Source organism: Francisella sp. 19S2-4, from assembly GCF_036281795.1.
Taxonomy (GTDB): domain Bacteria; phylum Pseudomonadota; class Gammaproteobacteria; order Francisellales; family Francisellaceae; genus Francisella.
Genome location: NZ_JAWUZH010000041.1, coordinates 1 through 19868 on the forward strand (window position 1 = coordinate 1; position 19868 = coordinate 19868).

Here is a 19868-nt window from a genome sequence, read left to right on the forward strand (position 1 = left end):
ATTAAAATACTAATATCTGTAACATCTGTATTTTACAAAATATATCTAACAATTTGGGATATTAATTCAACAGTCTTCTAATGATGGTCATGATGAAGCTAGTAAATGGTTCAAAAACCATGATATTACACATATATTATTTGGTACCGTTCCTTTTGAAATTAGAGGAGAAGCTATAAATGATACATGGACGCTAATTGGCTCTAATGTCACCTTAAAGGGCTATAAAGAATTTTTTAAATTTGTCGATTATAAAACTGTTATAAATAGCTATCTTAAAAAATATAAGTATAAATTTGTAGTCTATTTAGTAATGCTAAAATATATACCTGTATGTCTATTAGCAGCATTAAAAGCTTATAGAATGTCTAAAAAATGGGATTGGTATAACTATGATAGATACTTAAATGTCCCTATTAAGGAGATAAGAAAGGAATTTAATATAAAGGTTATTAAGCCTTAGTTTTTTCAAGCCTATTTACATTTTAATAATTAATTTTTTGATAAGTTTGTCAAATTTATAAAGAAAATAATACTCTAATTTTGATTTGGTATAAAAAATCAATCTAATAGAATTTTTATGTTATGATACGGAAATTCTATTATTTAATATATACAATTCTATAGTATGAAACGTTTATTCCAGAAGATACTTATTATTACTATGATAACTATGCTGTATGCCTGTGATTCAGCTGGATATCAATTATCAGCCTCAGAAGACTACTCAGCTAATACAACCTCTTTTGTTGATGATTACCATCATCATCACCATAAACATAAAGGTAAATGGGAATGTATTAATGTAGGAACTGAAAAAAAGTGTGGTTATCATTGTGCCACAGATGGTGGTCTAACAGGTGCATGTGCACCTAAAAAAAATATGCAATGTATAGCAAAATTTGGCGTAGGGGCTACATGTGGTTATGGCTGTGTATCTAATGGTTTCGAAGTTAAATGTGCTTCTTATAAGAAAGATTCTTGCCATGTCGATAACTATAATAATATAGTTTGTGGCCGTCATTGCACTAAAGATAATTTTGGGAATTATAACTGTCAAGAATAATAAGATCTTTATACATCAAAGCCATTTTAATTTTTTAAATAGATATAACTGAAATATTACAATAGCTAATAAAATAGCTAAAAATATCCAAAAAGCATAAGCATTTTGCGAGCCTGGTATTCCCGCAACATTTATACCTAACAACCCAGTAAGGAAACTTAGAGGTAAAAATATAGCTGCAATAATAGATAGAAAATACATTTTTTTATTAAGCTTATCACTTAGAGTATTGCTTATCTCATCCTTTACAACTTGTAAACGATCTCGAGCCTCCTCAAGATCTTCTATATATCGCACCACAAAGTTATATATTTCTACTAAATAACGTTTATGAGAGTTTGTTAACCAACTTAAGCTACTTAAACGTAACTGCTCTATCACGTCTCTCTGAGGAACTAAATATCTTCTAAAAACTATTGTTTGTTTACGCAATGCAATGATTGATTCTCTTAAATCATTATCTGTTGATTCTATTGTTTGTTCTTCTATATCTATCAGCTTATCATCAAGATCTGATAACACAGGTTCCATACGATTAGAAAGCTTAGCTATTAATGTTGTTATAAAATCAGCAGAATTTTTAGGTCCTGTATTATCCTTAAAACTTTTCTTAATATCATTAAACAAATTTAAAGATCTAAAACGTGTACTAATTATACGCGTTTTGTCTATCCATAATCTTATTGAAATCATATCTTCGGGATTAGCTTCTTTATTAGGATTCATACCTCTTAAAATTATTAGCATACCATCATTTATTTGTATAAATCTTGGTCTTGTTTCTTCAGCTATTAAAGCATCTGAAATAAAAGGATCTAAAGAATCTAACTCTTGATTTAACCACTCTTTAGTTTGTGGGTTTTTAGCATCTAGATGTGTCCAAATGATTTTCTGATTAGTATTATCTATTTGATTTATATTGTTTTGTATATCTAGTCGTGTCGCACCACCTTTACCATCTAAACAATAAGAAAATAGAATATGATTCATATATAAAAACTACTATTCTACATACAATAAATTCTAACAGGATAAATTTTTTTTAATAGATTATATTATAGTTAAATGACTATTTACTCATTACAATAGTCTTTTTGATTTATTAGTAATATATATAAAATAGCAGATATTATTATAAAAATTAGGGTAAATAAACCATAAGATGTTATATTTTCATAGATGAAACCAAATATTAATTCTACAACTAAATATGCGAATATAACCCATGATGAAGCGAAAGCTTTTATAATATTAGATATATTTCCTTTATTACCTACATATGCATAAATTAAGAAAAATACTATATGCAATATCAAAGCTACAGCTAAATTAAGGATGCCTGCTATCATTAATAAATATGTTAAAACCATATATACAATAAAAGCTACAACCTTAGGAAAAGGTATATAGTTTAATGGTAAAGGATCATCTTTATTACTTTTAATTTTTACATAAGCAATGGGCAAAGCAATACAAGAAACTAAGATAAAAGTAGTTGTTAAGGATGCTATCATTTGCCAGTTTCTAAAGAAAAATATCAAAATTATAGAGCATATAAATGTAAATACTAATGATGTACGAGAAATATTTACACCTTTTGAAACTCTAGCAAAATACTCTGGCATTTGCTTTGCTTTTGACATTTCATTAAGCATACGCGCACTACCACCTAGATATACGATACCAGTTCCTGATGGACTTATTAAAGCATCTGCATACAATACTATAGCTAAAGCATTTATTCCTAATATTCCTGCTAGTTGAGCCAAAGGAGATTCAAAATTTAAACCTTCCCAACCATTAGAAAGCATTTTTTCAGGAACACCTCCTATAAAAGATATTTGTAATAAAAGATATATAATTAATACTATTAATACACTTCCAACTAAAGCTATTGGTATATTTCTTTTTGGGTTTTCTAACTCAGCTGAAAAACTAGCGGCCATCTGAAATCCAAAGAATGAATAAAAAATACCACAAGTAACAATAGCATTAAAAACACTACCAATACCTTTAGGCATAAAACTAACGTTAGCTCCATCAAAGTTACTTGAGTGAAAAGCTGCAAACATAATTATTATAGATGTAGCTATAGGTATAATAATTTTTAAAGAAGTTAAAGAATTATTTATTTTTGATAGTGATTTTATTCCCCAATAATTTATCAATGTATATATCAACATAAATAAAACAACAACTAAAACACCTAAAAAAGACAACTGTCCATCATTAAAAACATAAGGAGTAATTCGCTTATATATAGAAGAAATATATTGTGTCGTAGCCATAGCCTCTGATGGTACAATAATAAGCCCTAACATCCAATTTGATAAGCCTGTTACAAAACCAAAATGTTGATTGTGTGATAGCGTTATTAACTGAGTAAATAATCCATTTGTTTGATATTTAACAGCAAGTTCTGATAATAAAAAAGCCATTAAAAGGACTATAAAAGCTCCAATAATCCATGAAAATATAGATGCTGCTCCAGCGGCTTGAGATGCATAATATGATGCATATAACCAACCACTTCCTACCATGGTTCCTACACTTAATGCTATAGCTGTAAATAAACTAGGTTTTTTTGTGTTTTTCATATTTTTGATAAAATATTCATTTTTAAAATAGCTATATTATGTCTCAAACAATAATAAATAATCAATATTTTCACTCTAAAGAAATTTATAAATATGTGAATAATAATTTAAGAAAGTGTTATAACATTTAGTAAATTGAAAAACACTAATGATACAATTTAATTTAAAATTAAATTTTTTGAATAATTTTGAAGAGATTTTTATGATTAATGGAAATTTTAAAAAAAATATATTACCTGCATTAGCTGGAAATATTGCGGATTGGTATGAGTTTTATATGTATGGTATGTTTGCTGCTCCCGTTATTGCTAAATTATTTTTACCTCAAGAAGAATATTTCTTAGCTTTGCTTTATACGTATTTAGCATTTGCTTTAGGTTTTTTTATTAGGCCCTTAGGTGCTTTATTTTTTGGTTATTTTAGTGATAAATATGGCAGAAAAAAAATACTGTTCTATTCTTTACTACTTATGGGGGTACCAACCCTACTTATGACTTTTCTTCCCACCTATGCCTCTATAGGTATATATGCTCCTATATTTCTTATGATTATAAGAATATTACAAGGGTTTGCTGTTGGTGGAGAAATTGGTGGTGCGGCTGCATTTATTTTAGAAAGCTCAAATAAAAATAAACAAAATATTTCTGGAGCTCTACTTATCAGCTCTTCCTTTTTTGCTCTTTTATTAGCTAGTAGTATTAGTTATTGTTTATTTAAATTATTAAGCAATTCCGAAATATTAGATTGGGGTTGGAGAATTCCTTTTATTTTTGGATTTATAATTATACTCTCTGGACTATATATCAGATATAAATCATCTGAAACTCAAGATTTTCTAGAACTTAAAACAAAAAAAGCTATTGTTAAAAACCCTATTAGCGATGCTATTAAATATGAATGGCATAATATTATTATTACTTTTTTTCTTTCTTCTTTAGTAGCTGTTTTAGTTTTTATGGGTATTTCATATATGCCTACATATGCAAGTCATTACTTACACTATGACTTTAAGCATATTTTATTAATTTGCACAATTAGTATAATAATTTTAATGTTTTCTTCGATTTTATTTGGATATATAGCTGATAAGGTTGGAGGCAAAAAAGTTTTAATATATGCTTCTATAGTATTGTTTATAACTGTTTTACCAATATATCAAACTATTATAAAATATCATCATCTCGTTTCTATAGCTATTTTTTATCTTGCTATTATAAGTGGTGCAGTAATTGGTCCAATATTTGCAAATACAGCAGGTTTATTTCCTGTTAGAAATAGAAATACTGGCTTTGGACTAGGATTCAATATAAGTGTTTCTTTATTTGGAGGAACTGCTGCTTTTCTTATGACACTATTAATTACTACTACAGGAAATTATTTAATTCCTGGGTTCTACATAATGTTTTTATGCATACCTTTTTTTATTGCCTTACTATTTATACCTAAAAATATATCAGAAAGAAATTTTTCTTAGAATTTTTATGTTCTTTTTATAGTAAATTATATTAGATAATTGATTAGATTTTCATTGGCATGATAATAAATAAACTATTATCTTTTTCATCTTTAACTAAAGCACTCATGTTAGGATTATCAAGATAAATATTCATTGTTTCTTCACTAATTACATTAATTATGTCTAGCAAATACTTATAGTTAAAACAGATTTCCATAGCATTATCATTATATTGAACTGCAACTTTATCTTCTGCTTTTTCATTATCAGGGTTATTAGCTGATAAAAGTACTTGTCCTTGGGATATATTTAAACGTACACCTTTATATTTATCATTAGCAAGAATAGATGTTCTTAATAGAGAGTTTTTCAAAACATATTTATCAACGGCTAAAAGCTTAGTATTATTTTTAGGAATTACTTTTTGATAATCAGGATAACGCCCATCTATAAGTTTTGATATAAAAGCATAACTACCAAATTCTGCTTTAAGGTAATTTTTTCCAAGGCAAATTTTTATAGTTTCTTCAGATTTACCAACAATTTTTTTAAGCTCTAATATAGCTTTTCTTGGGATAATTGATTGGCTAGCACTATCAAGAACCTTACTATCTATTATAGCTTCTGTAATTGACATTCTATGTCCATCTGTAGATACAGCTCTTAAAAGATTTGCATTAATTTCCCAAAACATACCATTAAGGAAATATCTAGTATCATCATTCGCCATAGAAAAATCTACTTTTGAAATTATATGATGAAAATCTTGTTGAGATATATCAAAGCTTGCTTGTTCACTTATATTATTATCAATAAGCGGATAATTATCAGCATTTAATGAAATAAGATTAAAAGTACTATTATTAGAAATAATCGTTACTTTATTATCTATAATTCTAAAATCAATCATAGAATTATCATTAAGACTTCTAACTATATTATAAATTTTGTCAGCATTTAATGCTAATTTAACCGTTTCATTACAACTAACAGTTATATTACAAGATATCTCTGTATCTAAGTCTGAAGCTGTAATTTTCAAATTATTATTACTTATATCAAATAAGATACAAGATAATAAAGGCATTGTACTTTTGCTATTAGCCACAGATAGCATAGATTGCAAAGGCTTTAGTAAGTCATCTCTATTTAGTACAAAATTCATTTTTTAAAAACCCCTATGAATCATATATATATTTAACGAGAAATTTTATCTAAAAGCAACTCATAATCATCCGATATAGATGTATTGCTTTGTCTTAATTTAGTTATTGCTTTAACAGCATGCATCACAGTAGTATGATCTCTACCACCAAAAGCATTACCAATTTCTGGTAAGCTATGTGATGTTAACTCTCTTGCTAAACTCATTGCTATTTGTCTTGGTCTAGCTATATTTCTACTTCTTTGATTAGAAGTTAAATCTTTTACTCTAATTCTATAAAAATCCGCTACTACTTTCTGGATATTATCTATTTTTACCTTTTTTTCTTGGATTTTTATAACATCTCTTAAGCAAGATTGAGCTACTTCTACAGTAGGATCTTTATGATTAAATTTAGAAGTTGTTAAAACTCTATTTAAAGCCCCTTCAAGCTCTCTTACATTAGTTCTAACATTTTCAGCTATAAAAACAGCCGTCTCATTAGGTAATTTTTGACCTAAATCATGAGCTTTTTTAAGCAAAATAGCTATTCTAGTTTCTAAATCTGGCATATCTACAGAAACTGTCAAACCATATCCAAATCGAGATACTAATCTTTCTTCTAGACCTTCTATTTCATTTGGATATTTATCACTAGTTAAGATTATCTGCTTACCACTTTCATATAATGCATTAAATGTATGGAAAAACTCTTGAGCTGTACCTTCTTTACCTGCGATAAACTGAATATCATCTATCAAAAGTATATCTGCAGATCTGTAGACTCTTTGAAATTCATCTTGATCTTGTAGGCGAATCGAATTTACATAATCTTTAATAAACTGTTCTGAGTTTGTATAAATAATTCTAGCATTTGGGTTAACATCTCTTGCATGATTACCAATTGCTTGCATCAAGTGAGTTTTACCTAAGCCACTTCCACCATAAATAAATAAAGGATTATGCAGTTTACCAGGATTTATAGAAACTTGCATAGCAGCAGCTCTAGCTATCTTATTTGCATCTCCAACAACAAAATTATCAAAAACATATTTTTCTTTTAATGGTAAACCAAAAGAATATTGTTCATCATCTTTTGCTGTAATAAGCATAGCTTCATCAAAACCAAATAACTCTTGCGATGATGATTTAGCAGTCTTTTTCTGAGTTTTTTTTACTTCTTTAACTTCATTTAACTCATCTGCATCATCATCTTTAACTTCAATATTTGTTTTGTTGAAAAAATTAGCTTGTGGACCAGCAGAAACAGCTTCTAAATTTTTTTCACCTGAAAACTTTTTATTAGAATATTCTATTAATAAATCATTACCATGAAACTCTTGAATTGTTGATAAAATAAGATTTCCATACTTAGATTTTATATGTTTTTTAAAATATTCATTATTACAATAAATTGTGAATAAGTTACTATTTTGGTCTACATAGATAGGCTTTATCCACGTTTTATATTCAAACGTAGAAAGGCTTTTTTTTATTTTTTTTAAACATTTATTCCATGTAGTCATAACAATATTGTATCCAAAAACCTTATAAATAAAGGGTTAGATATTTATAAAAAGCAAATAGTAACTGAATGTGTAAGATTGTATTGCAATAGTGCTGAAGAAGCAATCATAAAAAAATTAGGTTGTGGATAATTCTGTTAATTAATTTGTTTATTTTTTGTTCAACCTTTTGTTTATTAAGTTATTCACAAATATGTTGATATTTTTGTTGATAATTCTGGTTGTTTTTTATCCACATTTCTATCCATATTAACTTTATCTCCTTTAAACATCCTTATACATGTTTTCCTATCTACTAAAAAAGCTTTTATTATATAGCTTTCATCAAGTTATCAACAAGTTTTAACTTACATAATAAATAATAATATAAAAAAAGAAATAAATACTTTATATAAATAGATAAAAGAAAAAATAAGGAAAAATATAAAAAAAATTTTTTTTGTTTATAATAAATGTTAATAAAATTCAAAATATTTTCTAAATGTCTTTAAATACAGAAATTTTTCTAAATATTAATAAGTACGAACAAAGAATAGCAGTAAAAGAAAATAATATTTTAAAAGAAATATTAATAGAACGAGATAATCAAAAAAGAATTGTTGGAAATATATATAAAGGTAAAATAATAAGAGTATTACCTGGAATGCAAGCTGCTTTTGTAGATATAGGTTTAGAAAAAGCAGGATTCTTACACTTATCTGAAGTTATTCCTTTAGAAAGAGATTATAGTGAAACAGATGAAAACTTTAAATTAAAAAAATTAAACACAGAAGATATTAATAAGTGGTTGCGTGAAGGACAAGAAGTTTTAGTACAAGTAGTAAAAGAAAGTATAGGTAATAAAGGAGTCAAATTAACTTCTCATTTATCAGTTTCTTCAAGATTTTTAGTTTTTTTACCTGATTTAGATCATATAGGAATATCATTAAAAATTAATAAAGAAGAAGAAAAACAAAGATTATTAGATTCTATTCAAAAAATAACACAAAGTGAAAATCCTCGTGGATATATTTTACGGACAGCTGCTGAAGGAGCAAGTTTTGAAGAATTAGAAAGTGATATAAAATTTTTAAATACTTTATGGCAAGATATTTTAGATATTTCTAGTACTATTTTAAAACCAGGTGTTGTTTATGAAGATTTTAGTTTAATAATAAAGACAATAAATATATTTGCTAATGATAATCCTAATAAAATTCTTGTAGATAATATAGATTCTTATAAGGAAATTTGTCAATTTGCTGATAGATATATTCCTGGTCTAAGAGATAAAATAGAACTTTATCAAAAATATAATATATTTGAAGAATTTGATATAGATAATGAAATAAATAAAGCCTTAGATAAGAGAGTTTATTTAAAATCTGGAGGTTATCTAATAATAGAACAAACAGAAGCTATGATAACTATAGATGTAAATACTGGAGGATTTATAGGTACAAAAAATCTTGAAGAAACCATATTTAAAACAAATTTAGAAGCTACAAAAGAGTTAGCAAGACAATTAAGACTAAGAAATTTAGGTGGCATTATAATAATTGATTTTATAGATATGATGGATCAATCAAATAAGAATCAAGTTTTAGAGGCCTTGAAGAAAGAATTAGAGCTTGATAAGGCTAGGACTAGTGTAAGTGATATATCAGAGCTAGGATTGGTTGAAATGACACGTAAAAGGGTTCATGAGAGCTTAGCGAGGACTTTATGCGAACCTTGTGATCATTGTCATGGTAAAGGAAGTGTTAAAACATTACAGACTATTTGTTATGATATTTTTAGAGAAATAAAGTCTGAAGCTAGAAATTACCCAAATTATAATAATTTTTTATTAATTTCTTCAAAAAAAATAATTGATTATATAGAAAAAGAAGAATCTATTTGGCTTGCAGAATTGGAGTTAGATATACAAAAAAATATCCATTTAAAAGCTGAGAGTAATCATATCTATAATCAATATGACATAATTCCACTAAATTAATAAAAAATGCAAAAATATTATTGACAGTATTACAAAAGGATATATAATACTAACTCATAGTCGCCGACTTAGCTCAATAGGTAGAGCAACTGACTTGTAATCAGTAGGTCGCCAGTTCGATTCCGGCAGTCGGCACCATAAAACGGAGTGGTAGTTCAGTTTGGTTAGAATACCTGCCTGTCACGCAGGGGGTCGCGGGTTCGAGTCCCGTCCATTCCGCCATATTCTCATTAAGGTCTATTTCTTAAAACTCAGTTTTCCCCTTTTTACTTCTGATACGATTTAGACCTTAATTTTTATTTTCATTTTAAAAAAATCTATTTAATATAATGAATGCTCATCATTAAGCTATAAAAGCTTTATATGGAGTTTTTTAGAAAATTTTATATCTATATATACAAACTCATTAAAATTTATCATAGTGAAGCTTAAATGATAAAAAATTTTTTATAAATAATATAAATAAAGTGAATTAGTATTTTAATTCTTGATGTTTGTTTTGTATCTGTGTAACATTACATAATTACAAAATATTAAATTTTTATTTTTATGACATCACCAGACAGTGGTTGGAAGCAATTAATGGACGTTCTTGCTCAAAATAATAATCCAAAAGATATAGAAATTATATGTAATTTTTTCTTAACTAAAGAAGAAGTAGAACAATTAAATAAAAGAGTATTATTAACAAAAGAGCTTATAAATAAAGATAAATCACAAAGAGAAATAGCTAAGAGTTTAAAAATTAGCATTTGTACAGTGACAAGATGTTCTAATGCTTTAAAAGAATGCTCTAAAAAAATAAAAGAAATATTTGGAAAATAATATTAAAAACTAAAAGGTAATTAATAATGTTAGATACAAAAATATCTATAGAAGAAAATAAAAAAGGATTTTTAGTTTCAAATATTTATAAAATAGATTATCAAGAAGATCTAAATAGATGTTTTGCTAATTTATGTATAGATAAAAAAAATACTATTTTATTGGAATCTGCAGAGATAGATACAAAAGATAAATTAAAAAGTATTTTAGTATTAAATAGTGCTTTAAGAGTTTCTTGTATAAAAAATAAAGTTTTTATAAAGTATTTATCTAAAAATGGTGAAGCCGCTTTAAATACTATAAAAGATAGAGTAAAAAATACTATACAAGTTAATTATAATAATAATGAATTAGTTTTAAATTTTGATATTAAAAAAGATAATAATCTTAATGAACATGAAAACCTTAAAAAAGAATCTGTATTTGATGCTTTAAGATTAATAAAAGAAAGTTTTGTAATAACTAATGAGTTTAGTATATTTTTAGCAGGATTATTTGCATATGATGTAGTTGGTGGTTTTGAGAATATAGGTGATGTTAATCGCAAAAACAAATGTCCTGATTTTGTGTTTTATTTAGCTGATACTATTATGGTTAGTGATCATCAAAGGAAAGAAACTTATATCCAAACTAATAATTTTAATTCTAATAATGCTAATGAATTAGATATTAATATTAAATATATTCAAGATAATATAAATAAAGATATTAATATAAAAATTGAAAAATTCGATAATCTAGAAGTAAAAGAATCAATAAATGATAAGGAATTTTGTAGTATTGTCGATAAATTAAAATCTCATATTATTAATGGAGATATATTTCAGGTTGTACCTTCAAGAAGTTTCTTTTTGCCATGTCAAAATTCTTTAGAAGTTTATAAAGAGCTTAAGCGTACAAATCCAAGTCCATATATGTTTTATATGCAAGATGAAGATTTTATACTTTTTGGAGCATCACCAGAAAGTGCTTTAAAATATCAAAAAAATACTAATCAAGTAGAAATATATCCTATAGCAGGTACACGTAGACGTGCCAAAAATCCTGATGGAAGTATTAATTACGATTTAGATAGTAGAATAGAATTAGAACTTAGATTGGATACAAAAGAAAATGCAGAACATATGATGTTGGTAGATTTAGCTAGAAATGATGTAGCAAGAATATCAAAAACAGGGACTAGATATTTAGCTGATCTTTTGAAAGTTGATAGATATAGTCATGTGATGCATTTAGTATCAAGAGTTGTTGGCCAACTTGCAGATGATTTAGATGCTCTTCATGCATATCAAGCATCTATGAATATGGGAACACTTACAGGAGCTCCAAAAATAAAAGCTATGCAATTAATATCTGAAGTTGAAAAGCAAACAAGAGGGGGTTATGGTGGAGCTGTAGGTTATTTAAATGGGTATGGTGATTTAGATAGTTGTATAGTTATTCGTTCTGCTTATGTTGAAAATGAAATTGCTGAAATTCAAGCTGGAGCTGGTGTAGTTTTAGATTCTGTACCTATAGCAGAAGCTGATGAAACTAGAACAAAAGCGCAAGCTGTAATATCGGCAATTAAAAATGTACATGGAGTATAACTGATGGCAAATATTATATTTATAGATAATTTTGATTCTTTTTCTTATAACTTAGTTGATGAGTTTAAAATTTTGGGAAATAATGTTGAGGTATATAGAAATAATTTATATTTAGAAGTATTACTTGATAAAATTAATTCAACAGAAAATCCAATAGTAGTTATATCTCCAGGTCCTGGTAATCCAGCTAATGCAGGATGTATTGTTGATTTGATATCTATAATAAAAGGTAAAATACCAATAATAGGAATTTGTTTAGGACATCAAGCAATAATAGAGGCTTATGGTGGAATAGTTTCTCATGCTAATGAAATAGTACATGGTAAGATAGCTAGAGTAAAACATAATAATCATGCTATATTTAAAGGTTTAAAATCTCCATTAACAGTAGCAAGATATCATTCATTAGTAGCAATAAAAGTACCTACAGGATTAGAGACTATAGCTGAAGTTAATGATTTAGTTATGGCTGTGATAGATGATAAAAATAAAGTTTGTGGTCTACAATTTCATCCTGAGTCTATAATGACTATACATGGTTCAAAACTTTTAGATAATGTAGTTAAATGGATTAGTAATGAGTGATTTAAGAAAAATAGTTGATAAATTATATAATTTAGAAGATTTAGATTATCAAGAGAGTTATCAGTTATTTAAATCTTTTATTAAAGGAGAAATAGAGTTAGCTTTACAGACTAGTATATTAATAGCACTTAAATTAAAAAAAGAGACTCCACTAGATATATCAGCAGCAGTAAAAGTTTTGCTAGATAATGCAAAAAAATTTCCAAAAATGGAAGGAGATTTAATAGATGTTGTAGGTACAGGAGGTGATGGTTTTAATACTATAAATATATCTACAACAGCAGCTATAGTTGCAGCAGCAGCTGGTTATAAAGTAGCTAAGCATGGTAGTAGAAGTGCATCAAGTAAATCAGGATCTTTTGATCTTTTGGAATCTTTTGGTGTAAATATAGAGTTTTCGCCAGAAAAAACAAAAGAATGTATAGATATAAATAATATAGGTTTTTTATTTGCGCCTTTTTATAATGATGGTTTTAAATATGTAAAAGAAGCAAGATCTATACTCAAAACTAGAACTATTTTTAATATTATTGGACCTTTAATAAATCCTGCAAGACCTAATAAAATTGTTATAGGTGTTTACTCAAAAGATCTAATTTTGCCAATAGCAAAAACTTTGATTGAATTAGGGATAGAAAGAGCTGTTATAGTGCATGGAAATGGATTAGATGAAGTAGCTATTCATGGAGATACTATAGTAGCAGAGGTGAAAAATAATGAAATTAAAGAATATATAGTTTCTCCACGAGATTTTGGAATAGATATTTTTAATATTAAAGATATTGAAGGTGGTACACCAGAACAGAATAAAGAAATTATAAAACAAATACTTTTAGGTAAAGGTAAACAGGCTCATAATGCTGCTGTAGCAGTAAATGTAGCGATGATGATGAAACTTTATGACAAAAAAGATCTTAAACAAAATACGCAATATATTTTAGAGTTGATTAAATCTGGTAAATGTTTTAAAACTTTAGAGAATGTTATAAATTTTGGAAATAGAAAATGAAAAAAATAATCTATAGTCTGTCTATATTATCTTGCAGTTTAGGTTTTTCAGCTAATAGCAATGTATCATATGATAAAGCTGTTTTTGCAGGTGGTTGTTTTTGGTGTTTAGAATCAGATTTTGAATATATGCAAAAAAATCCTAAATTAAGTCATAATGGTATTGTGAAAGTTATTTCTGGATATGATGGAGGATCTCGAAAGAATCCTAATTATGAAATAGTATCGTCAGGAACTACGAACTATAAAGAATCTGTGGAAGTTATATATGATCCTAAAAAAATAAGCTATGAAGAGCTTGTTGAGTATTTTTATCGACGTATAGATCCTACTGATTCAAAAGGACAATTTTGTGATAAAGGTAAGCAGTATCAATCTGCAATTTATTATTTAAATAATAGTCAAAAAAATACAGCTGAAGCAGTTACAAAACAATTAAGACAAATATTTAGTAAAAATAATAAAGAAGTATATACACAAATTTTGCCATCGACAAAATTTTATGAAGCTGAAAAATATCATCAAGATTATCATGATAAAAATCCTAAAAGATATTGTTACTATCGTACAGGCTGTAAGCGCGATCAAACAGTAAATAAAGTATGGAAAAATATAGACTGGAAATATAGTAATATAGTACCTTTTGATATACCATCTAGCTATACAGAATGTTTGACTAGATAAAAGCTAGTCAATTATAATAATTTTTAGGAAATTGTAGGAAAATATGAAAATAGTAGGCGTATCAACGAAAGTTTCAAATGATAGAGATGACTTGCTTGAGCAAGCATGGGAGCTTTTCTTTAATAGTGAAGTTTTAGAGTATCTTAATGGTCAAAATTTATCACAAGATATAATATCTGTTTATTATGAGTATGAAGGTGATTATACTGCTCCATATACTTTATTGATAGGCTATGAAGTAGATGATAGTTTTGATGTACCAACAGGTTTAAATTCAGTTATTATTGATGGTAATCATGAAATTTTCAGAGTTGAAGGAGATCTTCCTGATGTAGCTATAGAAAAATGGCAAGAAATTTGGAGTGACAGCTCTAGAAAAAGAGCTTATAAAGCAGACTTTGATAGATATAATCCTATTGAAGATTTTATAGAAATAAATGTAGAGTATATCTAATAAAATATAAATAAGTTTATGAATATAAAAATTAAACTTTTATATATTTTTCGTTTAAAATATCACTAAAAATTAAATAAAAAGATTAATAAATATGGAAACTATATTAGCAAAAATTGTTGAAGCAAAAAGAAAATGGCTTTTTGCTAAAAAAAGACTCTTCCCTCTAGATGTTTTTAAAGATGAAGTTACTAAAACAGATAGAAGTTTTTATGACGCATTAACTTCAGATAAGGCAGTATTTATACTAGAGTGTAAAAAAGGCTCTCCTTCTAAAGGCTTAATTCGTAAAAAGTTCGATCTAAATGAAATAGCATCTGTATATAAAAATTATGCAAATGCTATATCAGTATTAACAGATGAAGAATTTTTTATGGGCAGTTTTGCTAATTTAGAAATTATAAGAAATCAAGTTGAGCAACCTGTTCTTTGTAAAGATTTTATAATTGATGAATATCAAATATATCTAGCGAGACATTATAAAGCAGATGCTATTTTATTAATGCTCTCTGTTTTAGATGATAATGAATATAAAAAATTAGCTAAAGTTGCTAACCGTCTTGGTATGGGAATACTTACAGAAGCTAGTAATGAAGAAGAGCTTCAAAGAGCTATAAATCTAAAAGCAAAAGTAATTGGTATAAATAATCGTAATCTTAGAGACCTATCTATAGATTTAAATACTACTCGTGTATTAGCTCCTAAAGTGCCAAAAGGAACTATTATTATATCTGAGTCAGGAATTTATAAAAACCAAGAAGTACGAGAGCTTAGAAAGTTTGTAAATGGCCTTCTTATAGGTAGTTCTATTATGGGAGAACGTAATTTAGAGCTAGCTGTTAGAAAGATAATATATGGTTTTAATAAAGTATGTGGGCTTACTTCTGTAGAAAATGCTCGAAAAGCTTATAATGCAGGAGCTGTATATGGAGGATTTATTTTTGTTGAAAAATCTCCAAGATTTATAAATTTTGACATGGCAAAATCTATAACAAAAAAAGTCAAACTTAATTATGTAGGCGTTTTTGCTAATGCTAATATTGAGGATGTTGTAAATGCTTCTTACAATCTAAAATTAAGTGCTATTCAATTACATGGTAACGAAAATCAAGAGTATATAGATACTTTAAAATCTAAGATACATAGAAATTGTCAGATATGGAAAGCTTACGGAGTAGATAAAACTATTCCTAAATTCTTGAATAATGTTGATTACCATTTGTTAGATGCTCAGGTTGATGGCCAATCTGGAGGTACTGGAAAGGCTTTTGATTGGGATCTTATAGATAGTAAAAATAACATAATATTAGCAGGAGGCCTAAATTCTAAAAATATAGCTAAAGCTATAGAATTAAAATGTTCTGCTTATGATATTAATTCTGGGGTTGAATCTGAACCAGGTCAAAAAGATCAAAAAAAATTAAAAGAAGTCTTTGAAATTATCAGAGATTATTAAGATTTTATAGCTATCTTCTTAGAAGTATTATCTTTTTCTTTTTTAGGAATGATTAGATTTAAAACTCCATTTTTATATTTAGCATCTATATTTTCACTATCTATATTTTCTGGTAAGTTTATTGTACGCTGATACTCCCCATAGTAACGTTCTTGTACATGATGTTTCTTATCTTTATGTGAGTGTTCACGTTTGGCTTTTATAGATAGTTTATTTTTATCTAGCTCAATATCTATATCTTTTTCTTCTACACCTGCTAGATCTGCGCTAATATTGTAGGCAGAGTCATCCTCAGTGATATCTAGGTGTATGTTCTGCAAGTATTTTTCTTCTGGATATCCTTTAGAAAAACTAAAGAAATTATCAAAAAGATCGTTTATAGAGTGTTTTAACTCAAATGGATTATATCTTATTTCTTTACTCATGTTTGTTCTCCTTATGAAAATTGTTTTCTCATCTTCCATTTTTGAATATAAGATCAGCTTATAAAAATTCAAGAAATATTTTTGTAACTATAAGAGTATTAATTGCTAAAAAAGCATTATTAAAGTATAGCTATCTTGTTGCATAATAATTGCAACTAAATATAGTGACTGCTATTCTAGAGAGAAATAAAATTAACTTATAGCTTAGTTATGTCTCAACCTAAAATTAAGTATTTAAAAGACTATCAACCAAGTAATTATCTTATTGAAAAAACAAATTTAACTTTTAATCTTGATGAGTCTAAAACAATTGTAACAGCTGATTTACACTTTATTAAAAATCCTGAAAGTATCGAAAACAATACATTAGTCTTAGATGGTGTTAATTTAAAATTATTATCAATAAAAATAGATGATAAAGATTTATCAGAAGCTGATTTTAGTATTAATAATAACCAATTGACTATTCATAATGTGCCAAATGACTTTATATTACAAACAGTTGTTGAGATTAATCCATCTGCAAATACCTCTTTAGAAGGTTTATATAAGTCTGGAAATGTGTTTTGTACGCAATGTGAAGCAACAGGGTTTAGAAATATAACCTATTATCTAGATAGACCAGATGTGATGTCTTCTTATACTGTTAAAATTATTGCTAATAAACATAAATATCCTATCATTTTATCTAATGGAGATAAGATTGATACTGGCGATATTTCAGACTCTCTACATTTTGCAACATGGAAAGATCCTTTCAAAAAACCATGCTATTTATTTGCACTTGTAGCGGGAGATTTAGCAAGTATAAAAGATACTTTCACTACTAAATCAAATCGTAAAGTTAGTTTAGAAATTTACGCATTTAAACAAGATATTGATAAATGTCATTATGCTATGCAAGCTGTTAAAGATTCAATGAAATGGGATGAAGAAAGATTTAACTTAGAGTATGATCTTGATACTTTTATGATCGTTGCTGTACCTGATTTTAATGCTGGAGCAATGGAAAATAAAGGTTTAAATATATTTAACACAAAATATATTATGGCTAGTGACAAGACAGCTACAGATAAAGACTTTGAATTAATACAAAGTGTTGTAGGACATGAATATTTCCATAACTGGACAGGAGATAGAGTTACATGTAGAGATTGGTTTCAGCTAAGTTTAAAAGAGGGATTGACTGTATTTAGAGATCAAGAATTTACTTCTGATTTAAACTCAAGAGATGTTAAACGTATAGATGATGTACGTATTATTAGAAATGTACAATTTGCTGAGGATGCTAGTCCAATGTCTCATCCTATCCGCCCTGCTTCATATATCGAAATGAATAACTTTTATACTGTAACTGTTTACAATAAAGGTGCTGAAATAATTAGAATGATTCATACTTTGCTAGGTGAAGAAGGTTTCCAAAAAGGAATGAAGCTTTATTTTGAAAGACATGATGGTCAAGCTGTTACATGTGATGATTTTGTGAATGCTATGGCAGACGCTAACAATCGTGATTTTAGCTTATTTAAAAGATGGTATGCTCAATCAGGTACTCCAAATATTAAAGTTAGTGAGAATTATGATGCTCAAAATCAAACTTATAGCTTAATACTAGAGCAAACTACTCAACCAACAGCCGATCAAAAAGAAAAACAAGCTCTTCATATACCTGTTAAAATGGGTCTTATCACACCTAATGGTGAAAATATTCATGAGCAAATTATCGAGCTAAAAGAACAAAAACAAACTTATGTATTTAAAGGCATTTCTGCAAAGCCTGTAGCTTCATTATTTAGAGATTTCTCTGCGCCAGTAAAAGTTGAGCAAAATATTTCTGAAAAAGAACTACTTCATATAGTTAAGTATGATAATAATGCTTTTAATCGTTGGGATTCATTACAAAAAATTGCTACTAATATCATTTTAAATAAATCTGATGTAAATGATGAATTTTTAAATGCTTTCAAATCAATATTACACGATAAAGAGTTAGATAAAGCTTTAATTAGTGATGCTCTACTTATACCTAGTGAATCTACTATTGCTGAAGCAACGTCAACTATTATGGTTGATGATATTGTAGCTGCACGTAATAAAGTTTTAAATCAATTAGCAGATAAACTAAAGGATGATTGGTTAGCTGTCTATCAAGAATGTAATGATAATAAAGCATATAGCCTATCAGCTGAGCAAATTGCTAAGAGAAAGCTAAAAAGTGTATGTTTGAGTTATCTAATGAATGCTAGTGACCAAAGTCAATGTACTGAGTTAGCTCAACAATTATTTGATAGTGCTGATAATATGACAGATCAGCAAACAGCATTTTCAGCATTATTAAAATCTAATGATAAACAAGTTCGTGATAATGCTATTAATGAGTTTTATAATAGTTGGAAGCATGAGGATTTAGTTGTAAATAAATGGCTTCTATCTCAAGCTCAGATGTCTCATGAATCAGCTTTAGAAATAGTTAAAGCTCTAGTTAGTCATCCAGCATATAATTTTAAAAATCCAAATAAAGTTTACTCGCTTATTGGTGGTTTTGGCGCTAATTTCTCGCAATATCATCGTAAAGATGGTTTAGGATATGCTTTTATGGCTGATATAGTGTTAGAACTTGATAAAATCAATCATCAAGTTGCGGCTAGAATGGCTCGTAATCTAATGAGCTGGAAGCGTTATGATAGTGCTAGACAGGCTTTGATGAAAAAAGAACTTGAAAGAATCAAAGCATCAAATCCAAGTAAAAATGTCTTTGAAATAGTTAGTAAGAGTTTAGATTTGTAGTTGTTTGTATATATTATCAACATATTTTTATAAAATAAGTAAGCAGATGATTTTGTTTAGCAATTTGTTATGTGTTTTTTCCATACTTTTTTGCATTCTCTGCGCAGTGCGATTTGACTTCCTTTAGCCAAGTATCATACCAGTACCAAGTTTTCGCGACTTGTACTCCAAAATTTTTACCGTTGTCCTTTGCCTTTTTTTCTTGCCACAGAATAGTAAAGACTGTTGAATAAATCTTTCAATTTCTATGAATAGGAATATTTTTGCTATTTTTAGTAAAAACTTAGC

Annotated in this window: 16 protein-coding genes, 2 tRNA genes and 1 pseudogene; 14 read left to right on the forward strand and 5 right to left on the reverse strand. The window is 27.5% G+C overall.

Going from position 1 to position 19868, the window contains the following annotated elements; translation table 11 throughout:
• Positions 1-79: 79 nt before the first annotated feature.
• Together R8535_RS08610 and R8535_RS08615 are read left to right on the forward strand one after the other, a co-directional pair.
• Positions 80-463: pseudogene (locus tag R8535_RS08610) on the forward strand (hypothetical protein); the annotation flags it as partial.
• Positions 464-628: 165 nt separating this feature from the next.
• Positions 629-1066 carry a hypothetical protein gene (locus tag R8535_RS08615; protein WP_329498411.1) on the forward strand — a complete coding sequence of 146 codons (438 nt, stop codon included), beginning with the start codon at positions 629-631 and terminating at the stop codon, positions 1064-1066.
• A gap of 15 nt (positions 1067-1081) precedes the next feature.
• Here R8535_RS08615 and R8535_RS08620 read toward each other — a convergent pair whose 3' ends face one another.
• Positions 1082-2056 carry a zinc transporter ZntB gene (locus R8535_RS08620; RefSeq protein ID WP_329498409.1) on the reverse strand — a complete coding sequence of 325 codons (975 nt, stop codon included), beginning with the start codon at positions 2054-2056 and terminating at the stop codon, positions 1082-1084.
• Positions 2057-2139: 83 nt separating this feature from the next.
• Positions 2140-3663: an APC family permease gene (locus R8535_RS08625; RefSeq protein WP_329498407.1), complete on the reverse strand. Its 1524-nt coding sequence runs from the start codon at positions 3661-3663 to the stop codon at positions 2140-2142.
• 202 nt (positions 3664-3865) lie between these two features.
• Between R8535_RS08625 and R8535_RS08630 the strand changes: the two genes are divergently transcribed.
• Positions 3866-5137 (forward strand): MFS transporter, encoded by a 1272-nt coding sequence (locus tag R8535_RS08630; RefSeq protein ID WP_329498406.1) that lies wholly within the window; start codon positions 3866-3868, stop codon positions 5135-5137.
• A 43-nt stretch (positions 5138-5180) separates the two neighbouring features.
• Here the strand turns inward: R8535_RS08630 and dnaN are convergent, their stop codons facing one another.
• Both dnaN and dnaA read right to left on the reverse strand, forming a co-directional pair.
• Positions 5181-6284: a DNA polymerase III subunit beta gene (gene dnaN / locus R8535_RS08635; protein ID WP_329498404.1), complete on the reverse strand. Its 1104-nt coding sequence runs from the start codon at positions 6282-6284 to the stop codon at positions 5181-5183.
• A gap of 32 nt (positions 6285-6316) precedes the next feature.
• Positions 6317-7789, reverse strand: coding sequence for a chromosomal replication initiator protein DnaA (dnaA, locus tag R8535_RS08640; protein ID WP_329498401.1), 1473 nt, complete (start codon positions 7787-7789; stop codon positions 6317-6319).
• Positions 7790-8270: 481 nt separating this feature from the next.
• Here dnaA and R8535_RS08645 point away from each other — a divergent pair, with 481 nt between their 5' ends.
• The 10 genes from R8535_RS08645 to trpCF all read left to right on the forward strand — a co-directional run bounded on the left by R8535_RS08645 (position 8271) and on the right by trpCF (position 16368).
• Positions 8271-9767 carry an Rne/Rng family ribonuclease gene (locus R8535_RS08645; protein WP_329498399.1) on the forward strand — a complete coding sequence of 499 codons (1497 nt, stop codon included), beginning with the start codon at positions 8271-8273 and terminating at the stop codon, positions 9765-9767.
• A gap of 62 nt (positions 9768-9829) precedes the next feature.
• Positions 9830-9905: transfer RNA gene (locus tag R8535_RS08650), tRNA-Thr, on the forward strand.
• Between the two features lie 6 nt (positions 9906-9911).
• A tRNA-Asp gene (locus tag R8535_RS08655) sits at positions 9912-9989 on the forward strand.
• Positions 9990-10316: 327 nt separating this feature from the next.
• Positions 10317-10592 carry a trp operon repressor gene (trpR, locus tag R8535_RS08660; RefSeq protein WP_329498398.1) on the forward strand — a complete coding sequence of 92 codons (276 nt, stop codon included), beginning with the start codon at positions 10317-10319 and terminating at the stop codon, positions 10590-10592.
• 26 nt (positions 10593-10618) lie between these two features.
• Positions 10619-12181 carry an anthranilate synthase component 1 gene (locus R8535_RS08665; RefSeq protein ID WP_442902175.1) on the forward strand — a complete coding sequence of 521 codons (1563 nt, stop codon included), beginning with the start codon at positions 10619-10621 and terminating at the stop codon, positions 12179-12181.
• Positions 12182-12184: 3 nt separating this feature from the next.
• The gene (locus R8535_RS08670; protein ID WP_329498395.1) at positions 12185-12766 is read left to right on the forward strand and encodes an aminodeoxychorismate/anthranilate synthase component II; all 582 of its coding nucleotides are present in this window, start codon (positions 12185-12187) and stop codon (positions 12764-12766) included.
• Entirely contained in the window at positions 12759-13775 is a 1017-nt protein-coding gene (gene trpD / locus R8535_RS08675; protein ID WP_329498393.1) for an anthranilate phosphoribosyltransferase, read from the forward strand. Before R8535_RS08670 ends, trpD begins: the two co-directional genes overlap by 8 nt.
• A complete protein-coding gene (gene msrA / locus R8535_RS08680; RefSeq protein WP_329498391.1) occupies positions 13772-14458 on the forward strand; it encodes a peptide-methionine (S)-S-oxide reductase MsrA in 687 nt (228 codons plus the stop codon). Before trpD ends, msrA begins: the two co-directional genes overlap by 4 nt.
• 43 nt (positions 14459-14501) lie before the next feature.
• On the forward strand, positions 14502-14912 hold the full coding sequence (locus tag R8535_RS08685; RefSeq protein WP_329498389.1) for a GyrI-like domain-containing protein: 411 nt from the start codon (positions 14502-14504) through the stop codon (positions 14910-14912).
• 94 nt (positions 14913-15006) lie between these two features.
• Positions 15007-16368, forward strand: coding sequence for a bifunctional indole-3-glycerol-phosphate synthase TrpC/phosphoribosylanthranilate isomerase TrpF (gene trpCF / locus R8535_RS08690; protein WP_329498387.1), 1362 nt, complete (start codon positions 15007-15009; stop codon positions 16366-16368).
• Here trpCF and R8535_RS08695 read toward each other — a convergent pair.
• Complete coding sequence (locus R8535_RS08695; protein ID WP_329498386.1) at positions 16365-16793, reverse strand: Hsp20/alpha crystallin family protein; 429 nt, start codon at positions 16791-16793, stop codon at positions 16365-16367. The two genes, trpCF and R8535_RS08695, sit on opposite strands and share 4 nt — an antisense overlap.
• Before the next feature lie 210 nt (positions 16794-17003).
• Between R8535_RS08695 and pepN the strand changes: the two genes are divergently transcribed.
• Positions 17004-19580 (forward strand): aminopeptidase N, encoded by a 2577-nt coding sequence (gene pepN / locus R8535_RS08700; protein WP_329498384.1) that lies wholly within the window; start codon positions 17004-17006, stop codon positions 19578-19580.
• Positions 19581-19868: the final 288 nt, after the last annotated feature.